Annotated in this window: 25 protein-coding genes; 13 read left to right on the top strand and 12 right to left on the bottom strand. The window is 60.5% G+C overall.

Annotated features, from left to right (window positions below):
• Positions 1-38: 38 nt before the first annotated feature.
• Complete coding sequence (locus HW554_RS12255) at positions 39-449, bottom strand: hypothetical protein (protein WP_176908883.1); 411 nt, start codon at positions 447-449, stop codon at positions 39-41.
• A gap of 206 nt (positions 450-655) precedes the next feature.
• Between HW554_RS12255 and HW554_RS12260 the strand changes: the two genes are divergently transcribed.
• Positions 656-2236 carry an amino acid permease gene (locus HW554_RS12260; protein ID WP_176908884.1) on the top strand — a complete coding sequence of 527 codons (1581 nt, stop codon included), beginning with the start codon at positions 656-658 and terminating at the stop codon, positions 2234-2236.
• An 85-nt stretch (positions 2237-2321) separates the two neighbouring features.
• Here HW554_RS12260 and HW554_RS12265 read toward each other — a convergent pair whose 3' ends face one another.
• Complete coding sequence (locus HW554_RS12265) at positions 2322-2531, bottom strand: hypervirulence associated TUDOR domain-containing protein (RefSeq protein WP_176908885.1); 210 nt, start codon at positions 2529-2531, stop codon at positions 2322-2324.
• Positions 2532-2887: 356 nt separating this feature from the next.
• Here HW554_RS12265 and HW554_RS12270 point away from each other — a divergent pair, with 356 nt between their 5' ends.
• The 5 genes from HW554_RS12270 (at position 2888) to HW554_RS12290 (ending at position 7771) form a co-directional block, all read left to right on the top strand.
• Complete coding sequence (locus HW554_RS12270) at positions 2888-3556, top strand: response regulator (RefSeq protein ID WP_176908886.1); 669 nt, start codon at positions 2888-2890, stop codon at positions 3554-3556.
• 390 nt (positions 3557-3946) lie between these two features.
• The gene (locus tag HW554_RS12275) at positions 3947-4141 is read left to right on the top strand and encodes a hypothetical protein (RefSeq protein ID WP_176908887.1); all 195 of its coding nucleotides are present in this window, start codon (positions 3947-3949) and stop codon (positions 4139-4141) included.
• 188 nt (positions 4142-4329) lie between these two features.
• Complete coding sequence (locus HW554_RS12280; protein WP_176908888.1) at positions 4330-6345, top strand: RICIN domain-containing protein; 2016 nt, start codon at positions 4330-4332, stop codon at positions 6343-6345.
• A 47-nt stretch (positions 6346-6392) separates the two neighbouring features.
• Positions 6393-7298 carry a DUF6929 family protein gene (locus HW554_RS12285; RefSeq protein ID WP_176908889.1) on the top strand — a complete coding sequence of 302 codons (906 nt, stop codon included), beginning with the start codon at positions 6393-6395 and terminating at the stop codon, positions 7296-7298.
• A gap of 194 nt (positions 7299-7492) precedes the next feature.
• The gene (locus tag HW554_RS12290) at positions 7493-7771 is read left to right on the top strand and encodes a hypothetical protein (protein ID WP_176908890.1); all 279 of its coding nucleotides are present in this window, start codon (positions 7493-7495) and stop codon (positions 7769-7771) included.
• Between the two features lie 113 nt (positions 7772-7884).
• Here the strand turns inward: HW554_RS12290 and HW554_RS12295 are convergent, their stop codons facing one another.
• The 9 genes from HW554_RS12295 to HW554_RS12335 form a co-directional block, all read right to left on the bottom strand.
• Complete coding sequence (locus tag HW554_RS12295; protein WP_176908891.1) at positions 7885-8985, bottom strand: hypothetical protein; 1101 nt, start codon at positions 8983-8985, stop codon at positions 7885-7887.
• A gap of 30 nt (positions 8986-9015) precedes the next feature.
• The gene (locus HW554_RS12300; protein ID WP_176908892.1) at positions 9016-10674 is read right to left on the bottom strand and encodes an NAD(P)-binding protein; all 1659 of its coding nucleotides are present in this window, start codon (positions 10672-10674) and stop codon (positions 9016-9018) included.
• Between the two features lie 194 nt (positions 10675-10868).
• A complete protein-coding gene (locus HW554_RS12305; RefSeq protein WP_176908893.1) occupies positions 10869-12461 on the bottom strand; it encodes a polyamine aminopropyltransferase in 1593 nt (530 codons plus the stop codon).
• Positions 12454-12669, bottom strand: coding sequence for a DUF350 domain-containing protein (locus tag HW554_RS12310; RefSeq protein ID WP_176908894.1), 216 nt, complete (start codon positions 12667-12669; stop codon positions 12454-12456). The genes HW554_RS12305 and HW554_RS12310 overlap by 8 nt, the downstream gene beginning before the upstream one ends.
• 161 nt (positions 12670-12830) lie before the next feature.
• Positions 12831-13022, bottom strand: coding sequence for a hypothetical protein (locus HW554_RS12315; RefSeq protein ID WP_176908895.1), 192 nt, complete (start codon positions 13020-13022; stop codon positions 12831-12833).
• 21 nt (positions 13023-13043) lie between these two features.
• The gene (locus HW554_RS12320; protein ID WP_176908896.1) at positions 13044-14372 is read right to left on the bottom strand and encodes a DUF4178 domain-containing protein; all 1329 of its coding nucleotides are present in this window, start codon (positions 14370-14372) and stop codon (positions 13044-13046) included.
• A complete protein-coding gene (locus HW554_RS12325; RefSeq protein ID WP_176908897.1) occupies positions 14369-14722 on the bottom strand; it encodes an S-adenosylmethionine decarboxylase family protein in 354 nt (117 codons plus the stop codon). Before HW554_RS12325 ends, HW554_RS12320 begins: the two co-directional genes overlap by 4 nt.
• A gap of 89 nt (positions 14723-14811) precedes the next feature.
• On the bottom strand, positions 14812-16407 hold the full coding sequence (locus HW554_RS12330) for a serine aminopeptidase domain-containing protein (RefSeq protein WP_176908898.1): 1596 nt from the start codon (positions 16405-16407) through the stop codon (positions 14812-14814).
• A gap of 73 nt (positions 16408-16480) precedes the next feature.
• The gene (locus HW554_RS12335; RefSeq protein ID WP_176908899.1) at positions 16481-17485 is read right to left on the bottom strand and encodes a fasciclin domain-containing protein; all 1005 of its coding nucleotides are present in this window, start codon (positions 17483-17485) and stop codon (positions 16481-16483) included.
• Positions 17486-17716: 231 nt separating this feature from the next.
• Here HW554_RS12335 and HW554_RS12340 point away from each other — a divergent pair, with 231 nt between their 5' ends.
• Positions 17717-18598: a hypothetical protein gene (locus HW554_RS12340; protein WP_176908900.1), complete on the top strand. Its 882-nt coding sequence runs from the start codon at positions 17717-17719 to the stop codon at positions 18596-18598.
• A gap of 135 nt (positions 18599-18733) precedes the next feature.
• Positions 18734-20146 (top strand): aspartate ammonia-lyase, encoded by a 1413-nt coding sequence (gene aspA, locus HW554_RS12345; protein ID WP_176908901.1) that lies wholly within the window; start codon positions 18734-18736, stop codon positions 20144-20146.
• Between the two features lie 69 nt (positions 20147-20215).
• Here aspA and HW554_RS12350 read toward each other — a convergent pair whose 3' ends face one another.
• Entirely contained in the window at positions 20216-20782 is a 567-nt protein-coding gene (locus HW554_RS12350; protein WP_176908902.1) for a GNAT family N-acetyltransferase, read from the bottom strand.
• A gap of 124 nt (positions 20783-20906) precedes the next feature.
• Here HW554_RS12350 and HW554_RS12355 point away from each other — a divergent pair, with 124 nt between their 5' ends.
• The 5 genes from HW554_RS12355 (at position 20907) to HW554_RS12370 (ending at position 23402) form a co-directional block, all read left to right on the top strand.
• Positions 20907-21281, top strand: coding sequence for a response regulator transcription factor (locus HW554_RS12355; RefSeq protein ID WP_317170875.1), 375 nt, complete (start codon positions 20907-20909; stop codon positions 21279-21281).
• Complete coding sequence (locus HW554_RS20975) at positions 21272-21481, top strand: winged helix-turn-helix domain-containing protein (RefSeq protein ID WP_317170876.1); 210 nt, start codon at positions 21272-21274, stop codon at positions 21479-21481. The genes HW554_RS12355 and HW554_RS20975 overlap by 10 nt, the downstream gene beginning before the upstream one ends.
• Positions 21482-21543: 62 nt before the next feature.
• A complete protein-coding gene (locus HW554_RS12360; protein WP_176908903.1) occupies positions 21544-21705 on the top strand; it encodes a Rossmann-fold NAD(P)-binding domain-containing protein in 162 nt (53 codons plus the stop codon).
• A 241-nt stretch (positions 21706-21946) separates the two neighbouring features.
• Positions 21947-22372, top strand: a complete 426-nt coding sequence (gene rnk / locus HW554_RS12365) for a nucleoside diphosphate kinase regulator (protein WP_176908904.1) — start codon at positions 21947-21949, stop codon at positions 22370-22372.
• A 256-nt stretch (positions 22373-22628) separates the two neighbouring features.
• A complete protein-coding gene (locus HW554_RS12370) occupies positions 22629-23402 on the top strand; it encodes a TerC family protein (protein ID WP_176908905.1) in 774 nt (257 codons plus the stop codon).
• Positions 23403-24134: the final 732 nt, after the last annotated feature.

Raw genomic sequence — 24134 nt, forward strand, 5'->3', positions numbered from 1 at the left:
TTCGGGGCTTCCGTGGTGCAAGGCTACAAGCAGGAATCCTAGCTTTTGGTCTTCATCTTCATTTTCCGGCTGCCCCGGTTGTCGGCGCGCTCCTCACGCTGCTGGCTGTACTGGGTGTACTGGTCGGCCGTGAGGATGCCCTTGAGCTGGGCGTCGTACTTGTCGCGGGCGGTTTGCATGGTCTGGCGCATGGCGGTTCGGTCGCCGCCAGGTTGCATCTGGCCACGCATCGTTTGCATTTCTGCGCGGCGAGCTTGTTCCAGGCTTACAATTTGGGTGCGCTGGTCGGCCGAAAGAGTAAGTTGTTTGGTGAGGCGGTCGGCCAGCTGTTCGGGCGTGGCCGGCTCCGGACGGCCGTTGGCCGAGCGTTGGGAGGGGTTGGCAGTCTGGGCGTTAGTAGTGCCGACAGTCAGAGCCGCAGCGGCCAGTAGAATGAGCAACTTTTTCATGATGGAGGAGTCTGTGGACTTGGTTTGCGGCTGATAGACCCCTGTGCGGCCGGTAGGTTTAATGGGGTTGGTTTTTTGCCCGCGCCGATAAACAGGGCCTTCAAAACCGGATTATCGCCCTATATTGGGCCTCTTTAAGAGGCGGCAGTTCACTTCGCTTACCTGATAACTCATCTTTTCACTTCTCTAAATTTTCATTTTCCTCTATGGCAAATGTTTTCGCCAAAAAACCGCTGGCTGTGCTCCTGGGTGAGGCCAACTCCACTGGGCACGGTACCCTGCAACGGACGCTGGGCGCGGGCAACCTGGTAGCCCTGGGCGTGGGCGCTATCATCGGAGCGGGCCTGTTTGTGCGCACTGCCGCCGCTGCTGCGCAGGCTTCCGGTCCGGGCGTAACGCTGGCTTTCATTCTGGCTGCCTTCGGTTGCGTATTCGCCGGTTTGTGCTACGCCGAGTTTGCCGCCATGATTCCGATTGCCGGTTCGGCCTACACCTACGCCTACACCACTATGGGCGAACTGGTAGCCTGGATTATCGGCTGGGCACTCATCATGGAGTACGCCCTGGGGGCGGCTACCGTATCCATCGCCTGGAGCGAGTATCTGAACAAGCTGCTGGAGACGTTTGGGACGGGAATACCGTATGCCCTATGCCATTCTCCCCTGGAGCGCGCTGTGATTGACGGTGTGGCCCAGCAGGGCGTTATCAACCTGCCGGCACTGCTCATCATCGTGGCCCTGAGCCTGTTGCTGGTGAAAGGCACGCAGGAGTCGGCCATGTTCAACGCCGTTATTGTGGTGCTGAAAGTGCTCATCGTTATCGTGTTCATCGGGGTGGGCTGGCAGTTCATCGACCCGGCCAACCACACGCCTTACCTGATTCCGGCCGATGCCGTAGTGAAAAATGCTGCCGGTGAGGTGGTACGCACCTACGAAGGCTGGAACAAGCACGGCTGGGGCGGTATTCTGGGTGGCGCGGGCATCGTGTTCTTTGCCTTCATTGGTTTCGACGCCGTAAGCACGGCTGCGCAGGAAGCCCGTAACCCCAAGCGCGACATGCCTATCGGTATTCTCGGTTCGCTGGCCCTTTGCACCGTCCTCTATATCCTGTTCGGTCACGTGCTGACGGGTGTGGCCAACTGGCGCGAATTCGCCGATCCGGCGGTAGGCGGCGAGGCTTCAGTAAGCTACGCCATTAGCGCGCACATGACCGGCTACGGCTGGCTGGCTACCGCCGTAACGGTAGGTATCCTGCTGGGTTTCACGTCGGTAATGCTGGTAATGCTGATGGGGCAGAGCCGGGTTTTCTTCTCGATGGCCAAAGACGGGCTGATGCCCAGGGCTTTCTCCGAACTGCACCCGCGCTTCAACACGCCCTACAAATCCAACCTCATCCTGATGGTATTCGTGGGTCTGTTTGCGGCCTTCGTACCCGGCAACCTGGCCGGCGACCTTACCTCGTTCGGTACGCTGCTGGCCTTTGTGCTGGTAAGCCTAGGCGTATGGATTATGCGCAAGTCGGACCCCGACCAGCCGCGTCCGTTCCGGGCTCCACTCTCGTCGGCAAGCTTCCCGCTGGTACCCATTATGGGTGCGCTTGTATGCTCGGCCCTCATTATTGGTCTCGATGTAGCCACGCTGGAAGTAGCGGCCATTTGGATGGTACTGGGCTTCATTGTATACTTCCTCTATGGCAAACGCAACTCCATGCTCCAGAAGGGCGTGGTGGTAGTGCCCACCGAAATAGACGAGGAAGCCTTCATCAAGCCCGACAAAGACAACCTCTAGGAGCCTGCTCAGCAGTTTCAACCCAACGCAAAAGCCCCGTCAGAATTTTCTGATGGGGCTTTTGCATTGGGTGCTGCCAACGGCGTTAAGGGGCCGCCGTCACTTCGCTTTTCAGCTTGAGCACTTTGTCGCCGTTATCCTGCACAATGAGGTAGGCGGGGTTTTCGGGTGTGCCGTTTCGGGTGATTTCGGAACCCTTAATTTTACGGCTAACGGATTCCTTGTAGGTCTCCTCGATTTTGCCGGTGGCCGTACCGGTGCCGTATTTCCAGCTTACTTGAGTGCCTTTGCGCATGGGGAAGTATGTGAGAATCGGGTGAGAAAAGATAAAGCAGGAGTAGTACCCTGGTTTACTGCCAATGCCCCGGTCGTGTTGCCAGGAGCGGCCGGGCCCAATGTGCGCCTGCCCGGATTTATGTATCTTTCTTATAACCCAAGCCAGTTATGGCAGCCCCGGGCCTGGAGTTTAGCCGCTTTATATTGTAGCATGTAAACATGGAGTGTAGCGCGCACCAACCGAAGCGCTAGCTTGATATATGTGTCCTGGAGCGCAGGTGGTTGTAGATATTGATGTGCCAAGCCGGAGCTTTGCTTCGCGGTCCTGCAGTTCGCGCTATGCACCTGTGGTCTGCTTTTACACAAGTCCTGTATATGTCTGTTTCTTCTGTATCTGAAACCGTTATCAGCTTACTATTGGTCGATGATCACCCGATGATAGTAGAGGGCATCCGGCAAATGCTGCTGCCTGAAGCCGATTTGCAGGTAGTAGCCCAGGCTAATGGGGGGGAGCAGGCGCTGGAGCTGCTCGAAGTCCACCCGCATGTACGCGTGGTCCTGCTCGACCTGAGCATGCCCGGTATGAGCGGTATTGAGCTGGCCCGCGCCATTCGGGCAGGCTGGCCCAATGCGCGGGTGCTGGCCCTAAGCATGTTTCATGACCATACCACGGTAGCCGAAGTGCTGGAGGCCGGCGGGGCGGGCTATGTGCTTAAAACGGCCAGCCGCACCGAACTGAGCACTGCCATCCGGCAGGTAGCGGCGGGCGGCACCTACTTCAGCCAGGATGTGGCCGACACACTGCTCCAGTGCCAGCAGATTGCTGCCGGCCTGGAGGCCGCCCGTCCGCCTGCCATCACCCCCCGCGAGCGGGAAATTCTGCAGCTTGTGGCCCGCGAGCACTCCAATCTGGAAATAGCCGAAGCCCTGTTTATCAGCGAACGGACAGTGGAAACCCACCGTCGTAACCTGCTGGCGAAAACCAACTCCAAATCGGTGGTAGGCCTGATTCAATACGCCATCCGCCACAACCTGCTTGCGTAGCAGCTACTGAGCCGCCAGCCCAAACACCCGCCCCGCAACCAGACACCTTTCAAAGGAGATGTCCGGTTGCGGGGCGGGTGTCTTCGGTGTATTGTGCCCGGCAAGTACCTGCATGCCACCCCAGCGGGGCTGCGGCCTAACAGTCATAGGGTTAGTTATTTGGTAGATGATGTAGAACGATGCCTACGTGCTAGCACGTATTTTTTACTCTAATGGCAGGATGTTTTAGATTTTATCAATAAAAAATGTACCTTGGTATCATTCAATTGAATAAAAATATCGTCATGTTGTTGGGCGCTACTTCAAAGCCGTTTTCTGCAGGCGGCGGCACCCTGGCTAACGAGAACACCTCTCTGCTACGCTTCTACTCATATCAAACTTCCTGCTGCCATGTCATCAAAAATCCTCTCCTTCATTTGCCACGTACCAGCAATGAGTGCCGGGGCTCATGCTGCTGCTGCTGCTGCTGCCACAAACCGTAAATCTGCTCCGCGTAAAACCGAAAACTCCACTCCCAGCGGGCACTTCGCGGCCATTTACGAGAACGAGCGGTTCGTGCGCTTTAAGTATATGCACAATAACTAGCCATACGCTAACTCCGCCTTGAGTGGTTGAGCCAGGTAAACCGGCACCGTGCTTCCGTTGGGAGGCGCGGTGCCCTGGTGTTGGGGGCACAGGCAGGCAGCCCGGCAAATGGGGTAACTTGCCGGCTCGTTCATCGTTTTGTGTGCATGATTCAGCTTTTGCTTTGCCGGACCACCTGGTTTCTTTCCTTGTTTTTTCTGCTGTCAGCCAGCGCCCAGGCCCAGCCGGGCGGCCCGTTACTGCCCGATGCTTCGGCCTGGTACGGGGTAGTGGCGCGTAGCAGCGGCCGCTCGCTCGATATTGCCAATGCCTCGGCCGAAGCTGGGGCCGCCGCGGTGCAGTGGGAGTTCACGCACACCGATAGCCAGCAGTGGCGCTTCGTGCCGGCTTCGGCGGGCAGCGAGTTCTTCCGGATTGTTGTGCGCCACACCGGCCAATGCCTCACCCTCACCGGCCCCGAAGAAAACGCGCCCCTTAGCCAGCGCCCCTGGGACGGCAGCTTTTACCAGCAGTGGAAACTGGTTCCTTCGGGGCCGCTGGGCAGCTTTATGCTCGTCAGCCGGGGCAACGACAAGTGCGCTGCACTGGCGGCGGCCGACAAGTTTAATGGCACGCCCATGGTGGGCCAGAAACCCCAGAACCGCGCCTCGCAACAGTGGAAGCTGTTTAAGCTGCGCCTGAACCTGGACCCCTCGCTGCCCGGCTTTGGCGTACCCGAGCCGTTGCTGAGCCTGAACACGCCCACCGGCAACGAGCTGCAGCCCGTGGTAGCACCCGATGGCAATACCCTGTACTTCAGCCGCACCCGCTTTGCTGGCAACACCGAGGGCGTTACCGAATCGGGCGACATTTGGGTGAGTACTTCGGCCAACAATGGCCGTACCTGGGCCCCGGCTACCCGCTTCGATGTGCTCAATACCAGCCAGCACAACGGTGTGATGAGCGTGGTAGAAGAAGGCAAGGCCCTGATAGTGCGCGGCAGCTACGGGCGCGACGGCTCGTTTCAGGATGCAGGCCTGAGCAAGGTGCCGCGCAGCGTATCGGCCAAGAAAAACCGGCCGCAGGAAGTGGAAGTGGCCAACTACTACTCGGCCGGCCCGGCAACCGGCTTCTTTATGAGCCCCGATCAGCAGATTTTGCTGCTGAGCCTGGAGCGCAGCGACTCGGAAGGTGCCAACGACCTGTACGTGAGCCGGCCCACGCCCAGCGGCCTCTGGACCCAGCCGCTCAACCTGGGAGCCGTCATCAACTCGCCGGGTTTCGACTTTGCTCCCTGGCTTTCCAGTGATGGCAAGACGCTGTACTTCAGCTCTTACGGCCATGCCGGCTACGGTGGCTCCGATATTTTTGTGAGCACCCGCCTCGATGATTCCTGGACCAGCTGGACTGAGCCGCGCAACCTGGGCTTTCCCATCAACGGGCCCGGCTTCAATGCCTACCTGAGCCTGTCGGCGGATGAGAAGCAGGCGTTTTTCTCCTCCACTGCCTCGGTAAATGGCCCCGCCGACCTATTCCGCACCGCTACGGGTACCAAGCCGGCCGCTCCCGATACAGTGGTGGCCCCGCCGGTAGCCGTGGTTACGCCCACCCCCGCCACGCCCCGCACGCTGCTCACGGGCCGCACGCTCGATGCCAAAACCAATAAGGCTCTGGCTACCCAGGTGCAGGTAAACCGCCTGGGCAACGATTTGCTATTCAATGCCACCGCCCGTACCGATGTAGCGCTGGGCGCTTTCCAGATGACGCTGCCGCCCGGTCGTTACCGCATTCAGGCTACCCGCGTAGGCTACCTCACCGCCACCGACACTATTACCATGACTGGTTCGCGCAGTATCGAACTGACGCTGGTACCGGCTGCCGTGGGCTCCAGCCTGGAGCTGCCGACGCTCATTTTTGCCCAGGGCAAGTTTACGCTGCTGCCGGCCTCCTACACCGAGCTCAACCGCTTGGCCCGCACCCTCGAAGACAACCCCATGGTGAACATCCGTCTCGAAGGCCACACCGACAACCAGGGCAGCGCCGACCTCAACGTAAAGCTGTCGGAAGACCGCGTGAACGAGGTAAAGCGCTACCTCGTGAGCCGGGGTGTAGCCGAGCGGCGCATCAGCACGATAGGTTTGGGCGGCAGCCGTCCGCGGGCCTCCAACGCCCAGGAGAACACCCGTAAGCTCAACCGCCGCGTCGAGTTCACCATTGTGAAGTAGGCATCCTGGGCCGCCCGGCGCGGCGGCTCCGCTGTTCCACTACTGATATGCACGCCATCGTTCATCGCGAAATTGCTCTGCCCAACCTGCCCTCCGCTTCGGGGGCCGAGCTGGTAGGCAACGCGCTGTACGTTATCGGCGACGACTCGCCCTGGCTTTACCGGCTCGATGCGGCCACACTGGCCACAGACAAGGCTACGGCCCTGTTCGAAACGGCCCATTTCAGCCAGGGACGCATTCCCAAGCACCTCAAACCCGACCTGGAGTGCCTGACCATTATTTGTGCTGCCGACGGTGAAACCGGGCTGCTGGCCCTGGGCTCGGGTGCCACACCGGCCCGCGAGCAGGGCTACTGGGTGCCGCTGACTGGCCCCGAAAACTTGCCCGGCAGCGTGTACCCGTTAAGTATGGCGGGTCTGTACGCGGCATTGCGGCCGCATCTGCCGGCCGGTGCCACGCTCAACCTGGAAGCTGCCGCCGCTACCACCACCGAGCTGTTGCTGTTGCAGCGCACAGTGGGGGCAGCCGTTGGCGGTAACCTGTTGTTTCGGCTGCCGCTGGCTGCCACGCTGGCTTTTCTGTACCGCCGGCAGCCTTCGCCGCCCCCGGTGCGGGTGCAACGTTTTCAGCTTCCAACCATTGACGGGAAGCCGGCCGGTTTTTCGGGTGCTGCCTGGTTTGCGGGCCGGCTGTTTGTAACGGCATCGGTAGAAGACACGGCCGACGCCGTGCTCGACGGGGCTGTGCTGGGCTCGTTTGTGGGCGTGCTGCCTCCCAAAGCGGGCGCTGCGGCGCTGGCCCGCCTGATGTGGCCCGATGGCCGGCCTTACTTGGGCAAGGTGGAAAGCGTAGCCGTGCGCCGCCAGGTAGCTCGCGGCCACTTCGAGCTGCTGCTGGTAACCGACGACGACACTGGCGGCTCGACGGCCGTATTGGCTGAGCTCGTTGTCTAAATCAGCAGTTTTGTGGTCGTTTCCTGGAGGGGAGCAGAAGCGCTGGTTTGTAATTCGGAGGCTGTAAATCGGGCTTCCATTGGATTGAAAATCAATAGTTGAACTGAGCTTAGGAATAGTGTAGCTCAGGGAATTATCCAGCGGATAGGGGTGTTTTTTCGGGGTTACTATTCTGCCATCTTTTCCCCGATTTTATGTTGTTGCTTCCCACCCGTTTTATGTACCCCGTAAGTGCCGTGCAGCTACAGGAGCGGCAGGGCTTACTACCCGCCGAGTTTCTGCCTGCCATCGAACAATTGCGTCCTTTCCTCGAAAAAGAGCAGGCCTACGGTGAAATATGCACTACCACCGCCGAGTCGGCAAAGGGCCGGACGCTGCTGGTGTCGTACCGCAAAAGCTATGCACCCGAACAGGGGTTCGTGGTCGAAATTCTGGATATTGAAGTGGTGGCCCCGCTGGCTCGGGCAGCGTAGGGGTCGGTTCACGTGCCTCAACAGAAACGCCCGTTTCCTTTGGAAGCGGGCGTTTTTTGCTTAGTTCACTGCTTCATCTGGTAGAAAGCTATTGGCTTAAATCTGTCAGCTTCCTAAGAGTTGCGCCGCCAGATAAAGCCGTCGAGCACATAATGGGTGGCCTGGGGCAGCGCCAGTAGCGGCACCAGCAGCGTCAAGGCAGCAGAGTCGGCCAGGGCGGGCAGCTGCTGGAACCAGCCGAATACGGCCGCGTGCTCCCGCCATACCAACCCGTCCCAGAGGCCTTCTTCCAGCAGGGCAAACGCAATCAGGCTGCCCAAAAACAGCAGCACGCCGTAGCGGCCCTGCCACCAGTTGGGCTGTTGGGCGGCTGGTTTGGAAGCTGGCTTGGAAGCTGACGTCTGGCTACTGATCCAGACCAAAGCCAGATAGGGAATGCCGTGGGCCACTACGTTGAGTAGCGTGAACACCAAATCGGCGTTGAACACCACGATGCCCACGTACCAGGAGGCCGCCGTGCCCAGCAGCAACAGGTTGCGGGGCCAGTTGAGTTGCTTGGTGCGGTGCCATTGCCGCGCCTCTTTCAGCAGGTAAGTCGCTAGTAATCCAAGGTACAGCACCCCCAACAGCAGCCGGCCGGCGGGCCAGTCGTGCTGCACAAAATCACCCTCGACGAACCAATTGAAATTGCGTGGGGGCGACAAATGCCACCAAAGTAAGGGGTAGAGCGTGGCAGCGTAAACCAGGATGGCATCGAGGTGGCGGCCGGGGGCTTCGGGCTCGAAACGGCTGTAGAGCCGCAGGAACCCGTATTGCTGCCGGACGAAGTGGAATACCGCTGTGTAGGCCAGCACCCGCCAGAACCACAGGCTGCCGCCCAGCGCGTGCAGTCCCACCCCCACCACGTAGCAGCCCAGCGGCACGGCCCAAAGCAAAGTGCCAAACCGCTGCCGCCGCGCCTTGTCGAAGTAGGTGCGAAACAGCGTGCTGTACACGTGGGCCACATCAATGAGCACCACCAGCCCCACCCAGGCCCACAGCGGCATGGCCGCAGCCGTCCGCAACGTGGGGGGCAAGGCGGCTACCATCACCAAAGCCAGAAATGGCGGGGCCAGAATCCAGAGCCCATCAAAGCGGGCCGACCGAATCCAGGGTTGGCTGGCGGCAGGCGGCGGTGGGGCAACGGGAGCAACCGGGGCGGGGTGAGTAAGCATGGCAGTCGAAAATACGAGGCGCGGCGGAAGTTACGCCGGAGTCGGGCGCCGGGCGGCCTGCACTTCCCGCGCCGCCCGCTGGCCCTGTGCGAAGCCTTCCTCGAAGATCGAGATGCCACTCAGGTCGGTGTGGGCGAAGAAAAGCTGGTTCTGCCAGGGCCGGGCCGCCGCGGCGCGGGCCCCGCCCCACAGAAAGCCGGGCGTGGGCGCTACCATACCGTGGCCCCATACCCACACGTCGGCGCGCAAAACCTGGGCCGTGAGGCCGTGGTGGGCAGTTTCCAGCTCGGCCAGCGCCTGGCGCACCCACTCGTCGTAGCTGGTTTGGTAGGCTTGCCGGCGGGCGGCTTCGGGGCTGGCGTCCGACAACGGCCGGTACCAGGTAACCACCCGCGCGCCGGCATCGGTCTGGCTCAGGCTTTGGTGGCCGGCATCCACGTAACCCACCGAATCGGTGCCGTAGAGCACATTATCCCAGCTCAGGGGCTGGCCGGGGCCCTGCGGCAGGCCTTCTACAGTGAGATTGACCACCACCCAGGGCACGCGGTGGACGGGCAGCGGGCGGTGGGCGGCGGCGGGCAGCCCCGCCAGCAACCGCTCGGTAATGAACAGCGGCGTGGCCATTAGTACTTGCCGGGCCGTTACGCGGGTGGTCTGTTTCGTGGCCACGTCGTAGCAATCCACGGCCAGGCCGGTGGGCGTTTGGTGCAGGGCGAAGGCTACCGTATCGGGGCGGATGGAGGACTGAGCCTGCCGACGTAGCTGCTCTACCAGAAAACCGTTGCCGGCCGGCCAGGTCAGCACATCGGCCCCGTTGGCGTTGTGGGCGCGACCCTTACGGGCGGCAAAGTAGTGTAGCCCCGCCCAGGCCGATACCTGGGCGGCCGTGGCCCCATAATCGTCGCGGCAGCTGTAGTCGAAGTACCAGCGCAGGTGCGGACTGGTGAAGCCCTGCTCATCGAGCCAGGCAGCAAACGGCTGCTCATCGAGGCGTCGGAACTGCTCATCCTGCGACGATGCTTCCAACGGAATCACAAAAGCGTCGCGCCCGTCGGTGCCCACTGTCTGGCGCAGTTCCTCGATGAGGGCGAAGAAACGAGCTATCTGTTCCTTTTCGGCCGGCGGCACGCCTAGTTCAGGCACCAGCCCGTTTTGCCAGTGGCCTTTTATAAAAAGCCGCTCCTCCAGGTCGTGGCAGAGGTAATATTCGTTGTAAATGGGCAGGTCGGAAGCTGCATCGGTGCCAGTGATAACGCCCGCGTCGCGCAGAAACGCCAGTAGTTCGTGGTTGCGTGGGTCGGGTACGGGCAGGTAGTGGGCGCCCCAGGGGTAGGCCGATACGCCGTTGTGACCGGCGCGCGAGTTGCCGCCGGGCTGCTCATCCAATTCTACCAGCAGCACCTGCCCGGGTTGCAGCCCCTGGCGCTCCAGTTCCCGCCGGGCCGTCAGGCCAGCTACGCCGCCGCCCACAATCAGCACTTCTACTGCCTCGGTGCGGGTGGGATCGGGCAGCCGGGCCGGGTCGCGCAGCAGGTGCCCGGTGGCGTGGTTGGCCCCGTGCATACTGCCTCGGATATGGCTGCGACGGGAGCCCGGCGCGCACGAATGCAGCCCCGCCAGCGGCGCCAGCAGCAGCCCCGCGCTTCCCATAGCAGCGCGTTGCAGAAAATGACGGCGGGAGGAAGGCATGGGGTATTGAATAAAGGATTTGGTAGAACAATTAACGCGGCACTGTCATGCTGAGCGAAGGCGCAGCCGCAGTCGAAGCATCTCTACTGTAATGGTAATCCAAACGTCATAATTACTAATGCGGTAGAGATGCTTCGACTGCGGCTGCGCCTTCGCTCAGCATGACACCATTTTACTATCAGCCTTTATCAACCTTAGTGCGCATACGGGCCCCAGTCTTCCTCGAAATACCGGACAAGCGCCTGGTTATTGAGCTGGTTGATTTCGGTGGGCACCTCGCTCATGTCGGGCGGGAAGAAGCGCATGTCGCGGATGGTGGCGGGCGTAACGTAGCGCAGGCCGGGGGGCAGCGGGCCGGCGTCGGGGCGCCAGTGGCTGTTGCGGCCTGCCAATATGAAGCCCCACTCGCCAAACGAGGGCACGTAAGCATGGTAGGGCAGGGTGGTGAAACCGGCGGCTTCCAGCGTGTGGGCCACGCACCAGAACGAGCGGCGGGCCACGTAGGGCGAAGTGCTCTGCACCACGGCCCAGCCGCCGGGGGCCAGCCGCTGCTCCAGGGCCCGGTAAAATGCCGCCGAGTAAAGCTTGCCGATGGAGTAGTTGCCGGGGTCGGGGAAATCGACGATGATGCAGTCGTAGCGGCTGGTATCCTGCCGAATCCACTGGTAGGCGTCGGCGTTGGTTACGCGCACTTTGGGGTTGAGTAGGGCGCGCTGGTTGAGTTCGAGCAGCATCTGGTTTTGCTGGAACAAGCGGGTCATGCCCGGGTCAAGGTCCACGAGGTCGATGTGTTCCAGCTGCGGGTATTTGAGTAGTTCGCGCACGGCCAGCCCGTCGCCGCCGCCCAGCACCAGCACCCGGCGGGCCTTGGGTAGCGCCTGCATGGCGGGGTGCACCAAGGCTTCGTGGTAGCGGTACTCATCGGCCGAGCTGAACTGCAGGTTGCCGTTGAGAAACAGGCGCAGCTCGCGCTGGTTTTTGGTGAGCACCAGCCGCTGGTAGGGCGTGGTTTTGGTATAAATCACCTGATCCTGAAACGCCAGCCCTTCGGTGTAGGCCTGCAGTTGCCCGGCGTAGCCAAACGTTACGGCCAGGGCCAGCAGCGAGGCCGCCAGCGCCCCACCGAGGCTGCGCCGAAAGGGGCGTGTTTCGGGAAAGCGGTACAGCGCAATGCCGGCCACCACCACGTTCAGGGCCCCGCATAGCAGCGACGTGCGGATGAGCCCCAGCTGCGGTACCAGCACCAGCGGAAACACCAGCGAAGCCAGCAGCGCCCCGATATAATCGAAGGTGAACACCCGCGAAACCAAGTCCTTGAACTCGAAGCGGTTTTCCAGAATCCGCATCAGCAGCGGAATTTCCAGCCCCACCAGAATGCCCGTTAGGCCCACCAGCGAGTACAGAATCAGGCGGAAAGAGCTGACGTGTTCGAACAACAGAAACAGCAGCGGAGCCGAAAAACCGCCCACCAGCCCCACCAGAATCTCCAGCTGAATAAACCAGCGCAGCAGCGAGCCGCCCAAATAGCGCGACAGCCACGAGCCGATGCCCATCGCAAACAGATAGGCCCCGATGATGGTGGAAAACTGCAGCACCGAGTCGCCGAGCAGGTAGGAGGCTAGCGTGCCCGCAATCAACTCGTAAATCAGCCCGCAGGTGGCAATAACGAACACCGAGCCCAGCAGCAGCGTGGGGCGGTAGTCGAGCGGGGCGGCAGGTAGGGCAGCGGCAGCCGATGGGGAACCGGATGCCTTCCGCCGCACCCGCCGCACGGGTACTTTATCCATGAATGGCCGAACTGATAATCAGGGCCACGGCAATCATAAAGGCTGCCGCCATAATGGCCAGAGCCATGTTGTGCTCCTCGATAATTTCCTTCCAGAGCGTGCCTGGCGTGAGCTTGTCGATGACAAAGAAGCTGAGCATCAGAATACTAATGCCTATCACCGAGTACAGCACCGACGCGATGATGAGCTTGAAGTTGAGGTATTCCATTTTTGGAGGAGCTAGGAGTTAGAAGCCAGAAGCTAGAATCGGGAGGGCAAGTATGGAGTGGCAGAAGTGATGGACGGGAAGACAAGCAAGGCGCGAGGGGTGGCGAGACAGCACGAACGACTTCTAGCTTCTGGCTTCTAACTCCTACCTCCTCAAGAGAATCATTTATGAAAGTACATGACCCGGCCGCGGGAGCCGCCGGTTCTGGCGGTGCCGTTGCGGTTGGGCTCGGCCTCGTTGTCGTCGCCGAGCAGGCGGTGGCCCGAGAGGCTGGCCCACATGAAGACGCTGTACACCAGCACGGCAAACAGGGCGTAAAAACGGATTTTCCAGAGGGAGCGGAACCAGTCCATGCGGCGGTGGGAGAAGGTGTATTAGGAGGGGCCGAAGTCGGAGTTCTGCCAGCGGGTGTGTTCGTGCGATGCCCGGCGGAGGTATATGTAACCGGGATACAGCAGCAGCAGCAACAGCGTCAGCACGGCATTGGAGCCGGCTGTGGCGCGGGCCTGCACCGTAGCCCGGAACGCTACCTGCTCGGCTTTGCCGGGCTCGGCGAGCGGGTAAAAGTTGAGGTGATACTGGCCGGCCGGAACTTCGTTGAGCAAGGTGGCGGCCTCCTGCTTGCCTTCCTGCCAGCTTTCACCGTCTTCCACGCCCGAGTAATGCTCCAGGTTGGTGCTGGCCGCAAATTGCTGGCCGGTTTGCTCGTTCACCAGCGCGTAGGGGATTTCCACCCAGCTATTGTTCAGGCCGGCCCACAAATCCACGGTAAGCGCGCCGGTGCCGGGCACCGTGAACGAGGGCGACACCAGCATCGGCCGCTCAGTGGCCGGCGGCAGGAACGAGGAGCCTGAGTCGGCTATACCAGATGATGGCCCGGCGACGGAGCTGATGAACTCCTGTTTGAATACAGTTTCATTGCCCCACTTCATCAGAAACAAGTGAGTGAGTACCACTACCAAGGCCATTACCAGCGAAAACGTGCGCAGTTGGTCCCAGCTTCCGTGAGCCGGTGCCGGTTGCGCCGCCCCCACGCCGCTGCGGTAGGGGAGTTGCGCCAGAGGTACCCCGAAGGCTTCGGCTACCTCGCGGGGCTCCAGGTGTCGGGCCCGAAACCAAGAGCCTTTCTTGCGGCCAACCCGCTCGCGTACCAGCATGTGGGGCGGGCTGATGTATTCTGAAATATTCAGGCTTTCGTCGGCCAGCACGTTCCAGTCGAACTCGCCCTCGGCGTACAGCACCCGGGGTGAATAGCGGTTGTAGAGGTGAAAATCCTGCTCGGTGGTGGCAAGCACACCCTGCGAGTTGGGCCTGAATTGCTCGTCGGTAGGCTCAATCAGCAGCCAGTGGCCCTGGAACACGGCCAGTTGGCGGGCGGATCCGGTAGTTTCGTGGCGGAGCTGAAATTCCTCCCAGCGGTAGTCAGGCCCTTTGGCTTCACAACGCCATTGATAGCCCGTAATGCGGTAGGTTTCGCCATCCAGCTGGCCGGAGCTGCCCAGCGCCAGCGGCCGGTTATAGGTTGGTTGGTCTTGGAAGCGGCGCAGCTGCTTGGCCGCCTGGGTTCCGGGTTGCTCAAAGAAAGTGCGGCACTCGGGGCAGCCAAAAAAGTTGCTCTGCTGGGTATCGAAGTAGCGTACCTCGTGGCTGCAGTGGGGGCAGCGCACGGCGGCAGGGGCAAAGGTGGTAGCGGCCTCGTTCATCGGCGTACCTCAGTTTTTTGCTGCTCGGTGGCCCCAAAAAAAGCCAGGGTAGCGGCGTACAGCGCCTGGGCCCGGTCGGCATTATCGCGCCGGAAATTGCTCAGGAACACATCGAAGGTAGCCAGGCCGTGCTCGGGCCAGGTATGAATGCTCAGGTGCGACTCGGTGAGGGCCACCACAGCCGTGAAGCCGCCTTCCTCGAAGCCGTGGTAGGCCGCGCCTACTGCCGTGAGGCCCTGCGCGGCAACCTGGGCCTCGAAGAACGTTCGGCAGGCTTCCATATCCCGTAGGGCAGCTTCGGGAGCCGTAAACGTAGCCAGAATGTGAAGCCCGGGGGCGTAAGAATCCATCAGCAAGATGTAGCCATCCGACCTAAACTACCAGATCGAAGCCGGAAAGATAGCAAAATGCTGAAATGGTAAACTCGTCGGCTATTTCTTTACTTGGCCGGTGGGGCCAGGGCCTGAATCCAGCTGCGAATGGCATCGAGGGCGGCCGTGGAGACTGCCGGAGACTGCCGGCCGTCGATAAGTGGCCACTCATTGGCCGGACCCTGAAACAGGTGGTTTACGCCAGCCAGCTGGCGGCTTTCGACTAGTTTGGTGCCCTTCAGGCCCTTCGTCAGCAGGCTGAGATTAACGTCGGGGCTAAGCAGCAAATCGTCGGTGCCGTGCAGCAGTAGCACCGGACACTGCACCGCGGCCAACTCCTGCTGAGGATAAAAGCGCAGGTACGACCGGGTCCAGGGCGTAGTGAGGCGGTCGGCTACCGTAGCGTAGGCCGAATCGGGCTGGTTGGGCCGTTGCGTCCGTAGTGCCTGTAGCAGCAGGTCGCGGGCGGTGGCATCGTCGGGGGTGCGGCGTACAATATCAAGCAGAGGCCGCTGCTCCCGGGCCAGCGCTTCCAGGCGCTTCTTCTCCTCGGCCCGTTGCCGCAGAAACACCTGTTCCTGCTGTATCTGCAGCTGCGCTGCGTTGGCGCCGCTGCTGCGCATTTTCTCCACCCTAGCCTGTCCAGTCGCCTGCGTGGCGGCCCGCTCGCGGGTGGTGCGGGCCAGCAGCGTATCGGCCATGGCGGCATGCCAGCCCACGGCGGGCTGGGCGCTGAGTACCTCCAGGCCCGACTGTCCGGCGGCGGCCAGCGTGATTACAAAGGCCGGGGGCAAGGGGCGCCCGGCAGCCAGCAGCGCCACGTTGCCACCTTCGCCGTGGCCCAGCAGGCCCAGGTTTGCCCCGTCGAGCAGGGGCTGCGTACGCATGAACTGTAGCGCCGCCTGGGCGTCGCGGGTCCGGTCTTCGGGGCTGGTCAGCTCGGTACGGCTTCCGGTTTCGCCCACGCCCCGGTCGGGGAAGCGTAGCACGGCAATGCCGCGCCGGGTCAGGTAATCGGCCAAACCGCCCAGCAGCTTGTAGTCGCCGTAGCGGCCGTCCTGGTCCTGGGCGCCCCAGTCGGAGAGCAGCGCCACCGCCGGGAAGGGCCCCTCGCCGGCCGGGATAGTGAGCGTGCCGGCAAAGGCTATCTTATCAGTTTCGTTGGCGAATTTGACTTCCTGCACCCGGTAGGGGGGCGGAAACTTAAAGCTTTTGGGGGCGGCGGCAACCGGGGGCGGTACAAACTCCAGCGTGAGGGCCGTCTGGTACCCAGGCTGGCTCCAGATGCCCGTCAGGCGGTTGCCTTCGGGAGTGCGCACGCCTTTAAACCGGCAACCCACCTGCTCGGCTACAAACAGCACCGTATCGCCCCGCTGCTCCACCGTAGTAGGAATGCGGTTGATGCGCTGGGGCACCACATTCAGCACGGCAAATCGGTTGCCACTGGCCAGCTCCGTTACAATAAGCTGAATGGGAAGGCTGCCGCCTGGCACGGCCAGAGGACCTTTCCACTCACCTTCCAGCGAGTATTTACCCGGACCTTGTGCCTGCACCGGCTGCATTCCGGCCAGCAGCAATAGCACCACCAGCAGCCGTGCAAGTGCCGGCAGCTTCAAGTAAAACGACGCCCGCTGTAAGCGGCTAATTGCTGTATAAATAGTCATAAGGCTGCCACCCGCAAGGTGTGGAGTATACGGTTGGGTTCTCGGCGGCCCGCCGCCGAAAGTCCGCCGGGCATTAGGGCAGAAGTACCCGGTTGATTACATGTACTATACCGTTGATGCACTGCACATCGGGAATGACCATGCCGGCCGGAGCGGCGTTGCCGGCTCCCTGCACCGTGAGCGTACCGGTTGCGAAAGGCCCCAGGCGTAGGCTACCGCCGCCCAGTGCTTTTACAGTGGCATTTTCGGGTAGCTCGGGCGTGAAAAGGCTACCGGCTACCACGTGGTTGAGCAACACGGCCTGCACGGTGGCTTTGGGCAGCTTACGGATATCAGCCGGCACCAGCAGCGGCACGTTCAGCAGGGTGCCCAGCTCGCGGAAAGCCTGGTCGGTGGGGGCAAAAACGGTTAGCTGCGGGCCGCCCGGCGTGGCCGACAGGGCGCCGGCCAGATCGGCATACAGCACGGCCTCCACCAGAAACGTCAGCTCGGGCTGTACAAATACCTTGGCCTGGCTCAGGGCCACCGCCGACTGCACGATATCGACTCCGGTGGCCAGCAGCACCTTATCCACCACATGAATGGTGCCGTTGGCGGCCGGTACGTCGGTGGCCACTATGCGCGAGCCATTCACGTAGCGCGTGCCATCGGCCCGTACCACAATGCGGCGGCTTACTGGCATGTCCGGTGCCGAAGTCAGGGCCGAGGGCGAAGTGCTGCCGGCCGTCAGTTCGGTGCCTGGCAGGTTGCCGCTGGCTACGTGGTAGTAGAGCGTATTGGTCAGGAATTCCTTCTGCAGGCTATTCAGGTCGGCCGCCGCATTCAGGCCCAGCCGGGCGAAAGCCCCATTGTTGGGCGCAAAAACTGTGAAGTTACCGCTGGGGTCATTAGGATTTTTATTGGACAGCAGCGGCACTACCCCGCCCCGGACAGCCGCATCTTCTAATATCTGGAACTCGGCTGTATTAACGGCAATGGCGGCAATAGAAGGAGTAACATCCTGCTTTTCGGAGCAGCCGGCCAGTAGCACGGAAATAACGCCGAAGAAGTAAAAACGTCCTGTAGAGGATTTTTTCATTGTTTTAACAAACAAAAATTGGGTTTTTAGGCAATCGTTGCCGAAGTGAGGGCGTATTAACGAGAACAAAAGTTCGTCGGATTTAGGTGGTTTGCAAACCGCAGGCTAATTATTTTCCGTAAGTCGACAAACGGAATAACCAATGAAGCTTACTTTTGTTCTCGATTCGGGAATTGTGTTATTCCAGTTAATCCTCTTTAACTTTCTTTCTTGTTTAACTTCTTTTTTTCGATGAAACAACGCTACTTCTCGCCCATCGTGGTTGTTTTGCTGCTGATCGCGCTGCACACCTCGGCCCAAAGCTTGAGCAACGGCTTTATGTCGGGCCGCAAACATGGCTCGGTTTCCATTTCCACTACCCAGGAGTGGTACCAGCAAGTGTATCTGGTACCCGAAAAAGTAGACCGTGTTCCGATTTTCGAGCGGATTCAGATTCAATCGGTCAACCTGTTTGCCAACTACGGCATCACCGATAAGATTGAGGCCGTTGTAAGCCTGCCCTATGTTCGCTCCGAGGGCCACGCCGGCGAGCAGGTGATTAACGACCTGGGCTATACCAATGTGCGCCAGGGCCTGCAGGATGTAACCGGGCTACTCAAGTTTAAGGCCTACTCCACAGTGCTGGGTAGCAGCGTACTTAATCTGCTGGGTGCCGTGAGCGTGAGCACCCCGGCCAGCAACTACAAAAGCGAGCAGGGCTTGGAGTATATTATTGCCATCGGCAACCGCGCTACCAAAGTATCCAGCTCTGGTATTGCCCACCTGCAAACGGCTTCTGGCGTGTTCGTAACCGGGCAGGCAGGCTACAGCCTGCGCTCGGGCCGGGTGCCCAACGCCTTTCTGGCCGAGCTGAAAACCGGCTACGCGGGTCCCTCTATTTACGTCGACGGTTGGGCTACCATGCAGCGCTCGGGCTCCGGCACCGACATCTTGCAGCCGGGCTTCGATGGTTTCTTCCCGGCTACCCGCGTCAACTTTATCCGGGTGGGCGTGAGTGGTTTCCGGCCGCTGGCGCAGGGCTTCGGGCTGGTAGTAGGCGGCAGCACCTACGTGGCGGGCCGTAATGTGGGCAAATCCACCGCTGTAACCGGCGGCCTGGCGTACAACTTCTAGCCACCCCTTAAAACGCTCAGCCAAATGCAACCGAAGCAGCCACCCCGTGGTGCCAGTATGGCACCACGGGGTGGCTGCTTCGGTTGGGTGGCTTACCTTCGTCCTCTACTTCCCACCATCCGCTGCCCACTGCTTATGACAACTGCCGACTGCCGCCTCGAACACGATTTTCTGGGTGAGCGCGAGATTCCGAACCAAGCCTACTATGGCATCCAGACGCTGCGAGCCCTCGAAAACTTCGCCATCACGGGTATTCCACTTTCTTCCGAGCCGCTGTTCGTGCGCGCTTTGGCCTTCGTGAAAAAGGCCGCTGCCCTGGCCAACCACGAGCTGGGCGTACTGCCCGCCGACATTGCCCAGGGCATTGCCGCGGCCTGCGACCGGGTAGCGGCCGGCGAGTTCAACGACCACTTTCCGACCGACATGATTCAGGGCGGCGCGGGCACCTCGGTGAACATGAACGCCAACGAGGTAATTGCCAACGTGGCCCTCGAAATAATGGGCCACCAGAAGGGCGAGTACCAGTTCTGCCACCCCAACAACCATGTCAACTGCTCGCAGAGCACCAACGACGCCTACCCCACGGCCTTTCGCATTGCCCTCAGCCTTAAGCTGGTAAGCTACAGCGAAGGTTTGGGCGAGCTGGCCGAGGCCTTCGCTGCCAAGGGCGACGAGTTCCACGACGTGTTGAAAATGGGTCGAACCCAGCTCCAGGATGCCGTGCCGATGAGCATGGGCGACGAGTTCCGCGCCTTCGCCACCAACCTGCGCGAGGAACTCTCGCGCATCGAGGACAGCCGCCGCCTCATCAGCGAAATAAACATGGGCGCCACCGCCATTGGCACCGGCGTAAACGCGCCTAACGGCTACGCCGAGTTGGTTACGCGCCATCTGAGCGCCATTTCGGGCCTGGAGTTGCTGCTGGCCGGCGACCTGTTTGAGGCCACCTACGACACCGGTGCTTACGTGCAGCTTTCGGGCGTGCTGAAGCGCACGGCCGTGAAGCTCTCCAAAATCTGCAACGATTTGCGCCTGCTGTCCTCGGGCCCGCGCTGCGGCTTCAACGAAATCAACCTCCCTGCCCAGCAGCCCGGCTCCAGCATCATGCCCGGCAAGGTGAACCCGGTTATTCCCGAAGTGGTGAACCAGACGGCCTACTACGTCATCGGGGCCGACCTGACGGTGACCATGGCCGCCGAAGCCGGCCAGCTGCAGCTTAATGTGATGGAGCCGGTTATCAGTTTCGCGCTGTTCACCAGCATCAGCTACATGAGCAATGCTTGCCGTACGCTGCGCGAAAAGTGCGTGGTGGGCATTACGGCCAACCGCGAGCACGCCGCCGAGCTGGTGTACGGCAGCGTGGGTATCGTAACGCAGCTCAACCCGCTACTCGGCTACGAGGCCTCGGCCAGTATTGCCAAGGAAGCCCTCAAAACCGGCAAATCGGTGCACGATATTGCCGTAACCGAACGCGGCCTGCTGACGCAGGAAAAGTGGGACGAAATCTTCACCTTCGAAAACCTGATTCGCCCGGACTTCATTCAATAACTGAGTGCGGTTGCGCGCAGAACGGGTAGGGGGCGGGGCTTGTCCCCGCCCCCTACCCGTTCTGCGCAATTAGCCATTCACCGCCTCACTTATTTGCCGCTCCAAAAGCACAATCGGCTCGTTATGATAGGTCGGGCGGGCAATTTCGCGGTAGCCAAAGCGGGCCGCCAGCCAGAGCGAGGGCTCGTTTTGGGGGGCGATGATGCAGACGGTGCGCTGAACGGACAGATTAGCATCAGCCCAAGCCAGGGCGGCCCTTACGGCTTCGGCGGCGTAGCCCTTCCCATGCAGCCGTGGGTCCAGCACCCAGCCGGCTTCCGGAATTCCGTCGATGGAAGGCGTGAGGTCGCGGTGGTATTCGGCCAGGCCCACAGCCCCGCAAAAGCGGCCGGTAGCCCGCTCTTCCAGCGCCCAGTAGCCGTAACCCAGCAGCGCCCAGTGTCCGATCTGGGTAAGAAGGCGCCGCCAGGTGTCTTCTTCTGACAGTGGCTTGCCGCCCAAATGCCGGTAAAATTCGGGCTGCTGGTGCAGGGCCGTAAATTTGGGCAAATCTTCGGGCCGGAATGCGCGGAGCAGCAGCCGCTCTGTTGGGAGTTCTGGAACGAGCGTAGGCGGGATAAATTCAGAAGCGTGCATGGGGGCAATATTGCGAAAAAGGCGCTAACCAGCAGCTGGCGTGCTGACGGTAGCTGCCGGGGCTTTGCCGGCCGGGTTTACTGTAGTTTTGGGCTTCCTCAGCGTCCGGTTTATGTAAGTACGATTGGCAGAAGACGAGTCTAAGCTCGCGTCATCTGTCGAAAAAGGTTTCCGGGGCGAAGGCTACGAGCTCGATGTGGCCTACGACGGCCAGATGGGCCTGTCGCTATGCCGGCAAAACGAGTACGACCTGATTATACTCGATGTGAAACTGCCCCATTACAACGGCTTCGAGCTGTGCCGGCTGATCCGGCTGGAGAACCCCGATATGCCGGTGCTATTCCTGACGGCACTCGACAGCCTCGACGAGAAGGTGCGCGGCTTCAAGGCCGGCGCCGCCGACGACCTGGCCAAGCCTTTCAAGTTTCAGGAGCTGCTGCGGGCCCGCGCCCTCACCAAGCGCCAGGCTGGCCGCTACGTCTGGCCGATTTGGACCTGAACCTGGAGCGCAAAACCATGACGCGCGCCGGCCAGCGCATCGAGCGCACGGCCCGCGAATACACCCTGTTCGAATGTCTGCCCCTCAACCGCGGCCGCATCATTTCGCGGGTCGATATCACCGAGAAAGTCTGGGAGCTTTATTTCGATACCAACACCAACGTCATTGACGTGTACATCAGTCACCTGTGCCGCTTCTAGGGCCACTATCAATGTTATGAACTGCAGCTTGACCTTCATATTTTGGTACCGTTGGGGGCGGATTGGGTATTGGCCTCGGACCGGTGTATACCGGGGCGCTGGCTACCGTGCTCATGCCCGAAACGGGGAAACGGATGCTGGCCCGCCCACCGCTGCAACTGCTGGACGAAGTTGACGACATTGCCGAAGTGGTGCGCTACTTTGCCTTGCCGGTGCCGGTCTGATTGAGTGGGCCAGTGCTGCTCGTGGACGGCGGTAGCGAGCGGACGCTGGGTTAGCAGGGTTTTGCAGTCCGGCCATTTAGCGGTGGTGTTCGTATGGCTACTGCTGGCCCGCTGCACCAGCCGGGCCGCTACCGAACGGCCGTGGTATGCCCCGACCTCGTTATAGTATCTTCAAGCAAAGCAAGCGTACCATTCGGTCTTCCTGCCGTGCGTATTCTTCTCACTTTTTGCCTTTTCATCCATGAAATCCACTCCGTCCACTTCCGGCCCCATCTATATCACCAAGGTCGATTACCAGCATCTACTCGAACTTGTACGCCTGGAGCGTCAGCAAACCGGCAATCGGGTGGTCGAAGGGCTGGAACGGGAGCTGAGACGGGCCGAAATGGTGGAATCGTATGATGTACTGCCCGATGTGGTAACCATGAATTCGCGCGTGCGCCTGCGCAATGCGGCCAACAACAGCACGCTCGAAATCACGCTCGTGTATCCTCGCCACGCCGACATCAAGGCCAGCAAAATATCCATTCTGGCCCCTGTGGCCACTGCTGTACTCGGCTGCCGCCCCGGCGACACAGTAGTGTGGCCCATGCCCAAGGGCGAGGCCACTTACCTCGTTGAGGCCGTGCTGCACCAGCCTGAGGCCAACGGCGACATGGTGAGCTAACGCAGTATCAGCACCTGCATTGCAGTTGTAGCGCGAACCTGCTGCTTCGCGCTGTAGCTGCAATGCGCAACTCTTTTGCGTAAGTTCTGTAAGGGAAGAGTCAGCATTTTTGCTGCCGGGCTTCTCTAATTCATTTCAACGCAATTTGCGCCCTGGCAGAAACCACGCTTCACACCTGGCAACGCATACAACGTTCTAAGGGAGCCGCTACATCCCGGATTTCCAATTTTTCACCTTTACCACTTCCTTATATTTCATGTACGACTTTGCCGCTTTCGCTGAGCCTGCTACCTGGGTTAGCCTGCTCACGCTGACGCTGATGGAAATAGTGCTGGGCATCGATAATATTATCTTCATCTCCATCATCGTCAGCCGGCTGCCGGCCGCGCAGCAGGCGCGTGGGCGTACAATTGGTCTCATGCTGGCCCTGATATTCCGGCTCGGGCTGCTGATGAGCATCAGTTGGATTATCGGGCTACGGGAGGCGCTGTTTACTCTCAATCTGCCCTGGCAGGATGTGCCGTTCGGCGTGAGCGGCCGCGACCTTATTCTGCTGGGTGGTGGCCTGTTCCTGATTTACAAGAGCACCACCGAGCTGCATACCAAACTGCAGGGCGAAGAAGAAACGGAAACGCCCGGCGCAGGCTCGGTCACCATGACCAACGTTATCTTCCAGATTATCGTGGTAGACATTGTGTTCAGCTTCGACTCTATTCTGACGGCCGTGGGCCTGGTCGATAACGTGCTGGTGATGATTGTAGCCGTGATTATCTCGATGGGCCTGATGCTGGCCTTCTCGGGCACAGTGGCTGGCTTCGTCAACAACAACCCCACCATCAAGGTGCTGGCGCTGTCGTTCCTGATTATGATTGGGGTGATGCTGGTAATGGAAGCCGGCCACCAGGAAATCGAGAAAGGCTACCTGTACTTCGCTATGGCTTTCTCGCTACTGGTCGAGTTGTTCAACATTCGGCTGCGCAAAAAGTCACCGGATGGCCCCGTTCACCTGCGCGACTCCAACTTCGATTAAGCTGCTTATAGCTAAAAGAGCGGGGCCCTGCTCCATCTGGCTTACGCTGGATGAGGCAGGGCCCCGCTCTTTTATAGAAGCTGATGGCTACCGATTACTTGCTGCGCCTTGCTTACGGCAGCGTAAGCTTGCCGCAGCTTAGCTTAATAACGCAAGTTGCGGAGGGCAGAGTAGGGGCGGGGCTTAGCTGCACTGTCCTTCGGTTGTCCCCGCCCGCCGTAAGCACATGATGATAGTCGTTTAACTATTCAATTCATCCGATAATCTGGCAGCTTCTTCGATACCAACGGATGGCGCGCCGTCAGGAGCGCGTATTGGATAGCCAGTGAAAAAATAGCAGCAGCGCGATTTTAATGTTGCTCAGCAGTTCGGCGTTTCCTTCCGTCGCCCGAGCCCTTTGCAGCAGCTGTTGGCCCACGCGCTGCTGCACTCGTTTGAGTTGGCCGAGGCTGCTATGTAGCTGCCGGAACTGTTATTCCACCTCCGTTGCCTGCGTGGGTGTTGGTGCCCCAGCCGCCGCCAGCAGCCGCGTTTCGAGGGTATTGAAGCGGTTAAGTTGCCCCTGAAATGCCCTTAATGCCTGCTTTTCCTCGGCAACCAAGCAGGTTTTCCGGTGCTGCTGAACCAGCGCGTAGAGTTGCTGGCGGTATATAACCTAAGTTGCGGCCTATGCGCCGAGTTGGGCGAGGGTGTGGGTGAAGACGAACAGCAGGAGTTTGAGGGCAAATCCCT

Source organism: Hymenobacter lapidiphilus (assembly GCF_013377885.1).
Taxonomy (GTDB): Bacteria; Bacteroidota; Bacteroidia; order Cytophagales; family Hymenobacteraceae; genus Hymenobacter; species Hymenobacter lapidiphilus.

Bases quoted from the DNA above. Each gene is read 5' to 3' on its own strand.
- HW554_RS12255 (WP_176908883.1), bottom strand. From the start codon at position 449: ATGAAAAAGTTGCTCATTCTACTGGCCGCTGCGGCTCTGACTGTCGGC.
- HW554_RS12260 (WP_176908884.1), top strand. From the start codon at position 656: ATGGCAAATGTTTTCGCCAAAAAACCGCTGGCTGTGCTCCTGGGTGAG.
- HW554_RS12265 (WP_176908885.1), bottom strand. From the start codon at position 2,531: ATGCGCAAAGGCACTCAAGTAAGCTGGAAATACGGCACCGGTACGGCC.
- HW554_RS12270 (WP_176908886.1), top strand. From the start codon at position 2,888: ATGTCTGTTTCTTCTGTATCTGAAACCGTTATCAGCTTACTATTGGTC.
- HW554_RS12275 (WP_176908887.1), top strand. From the start codon at position 3,947: ATGTCATCAAAAATCCTCTCCTTCATTTGCCACGTACCAGCAATGAGT.
- HW554_RS12285 (WP_176908889.1), top strand. From the start codon at position 6,393: ATGCACGCCATCGTTCATCGCGAAATTGCTCTGCCCAACCTGCCCTCC.
- HW554_RS12290 (WP_176908890.1), top strand. From the start codon at position 7,493: ATGTTGTTGCTTCCCACCCGTTTTATGTACCCCGTAAGTGCCGTGCAG.
- HW554_RS12295 (WP_176908891.1), bottom strand. From the start codon at position 8,985: ATGCTTACTCACCCCGCCCCGGTTGCTCCCGTTGCCCCACCGCCGCCT.
- HW554_RS12300 (WP_176908892.1), bottom strand. From the start codon at position 10,674: ATGCCTTCCTCCCGCCGTCATTTTCTGCAACGCGCTGCTATGGGAAGC.
- HW554_RS12305 (WP_176908893.1), bottom strand. From the start codon at position 12,461: ATGGATAAAGTACCCGTGCGGCGGGTGCGGCGGAAGGCATCCGGTTCC.
- HW554_RS12310 (WP_176908894.1), bottom strand. From the start codon at position 12,669: ATGGAATACCTCAACTTCAAGCTCATCATCGCGTCGGTGCTGTACTCG.
- HW554_RS12315 (WP_176908895.1), bottom strand. From the start codon at position 13,022: ATGGACTGGTTCCGCTCCCTCTGGAAAATCCGTTTTTACGCCCTGTTT.
- HW554_RS12320 (WP_176908896.1), bottom strand. From the start codon at position 14,372: ATGAACGAGGCCGCTACCACCTTTGCCCCTGCCGCCGTGCGCTGCCCC.
- HW554_RS12325 (WP_176908897.1), bottom strand. From the start codon at position 14,722: ATGGATTCTTACGCCCCCGGGCTTCACATTCTGGCTACGTTTACGGCT.
- HW554_RS12330 (WP_176908898.1), bottom strand. From the start codon at position 16,407: ATGACTATTTATACAGCAATTAGCCGCTTACAGCGGGCGTCGTTTTAC.
- HW554_RS12335 (WP_176908899.1), bottom strand. From the start codon at position 17,485: ATGAAAAAATCCTCTACAGGACGTTTTTACTTCTTCGGCGTTATTTCC.
- HW554_RS12340 (WP_176908900.1), top strand. From the start codon at position 17,717: ATGAAACAACGCTACTTCTCGCCCATCGTGGTTGTTTTGCTGCTGATC.
- aspA (WP_176908901.1), top strand. From the start codon at position 18,734: ATGACAACTGCCGACTGCCGCCTCGAACACGATTTTCTGGGTGAGCGC.
- HW554_RS12350 (WP_176908902.1), bottom strand. From the start codon at position 20,782: ATGCACGCTTCTGAATTTATCCCGCCTACGCTCGTTCCAGAACTCCCA.
- rnk (WP_176908904.1), top strand. From the start codon at position 21,947: ATGAAATCCACTCCGTCCACTTCCGGCCCCATCTATATCACCAAGGTC.
- HW554_RS12370 (WP_176908905.1), top strand. From the start codon at position 22,629: ATGTACGACTTTGCCGCTTTCGCTGAGCCTGCTACCTGGGTTAGCCTG.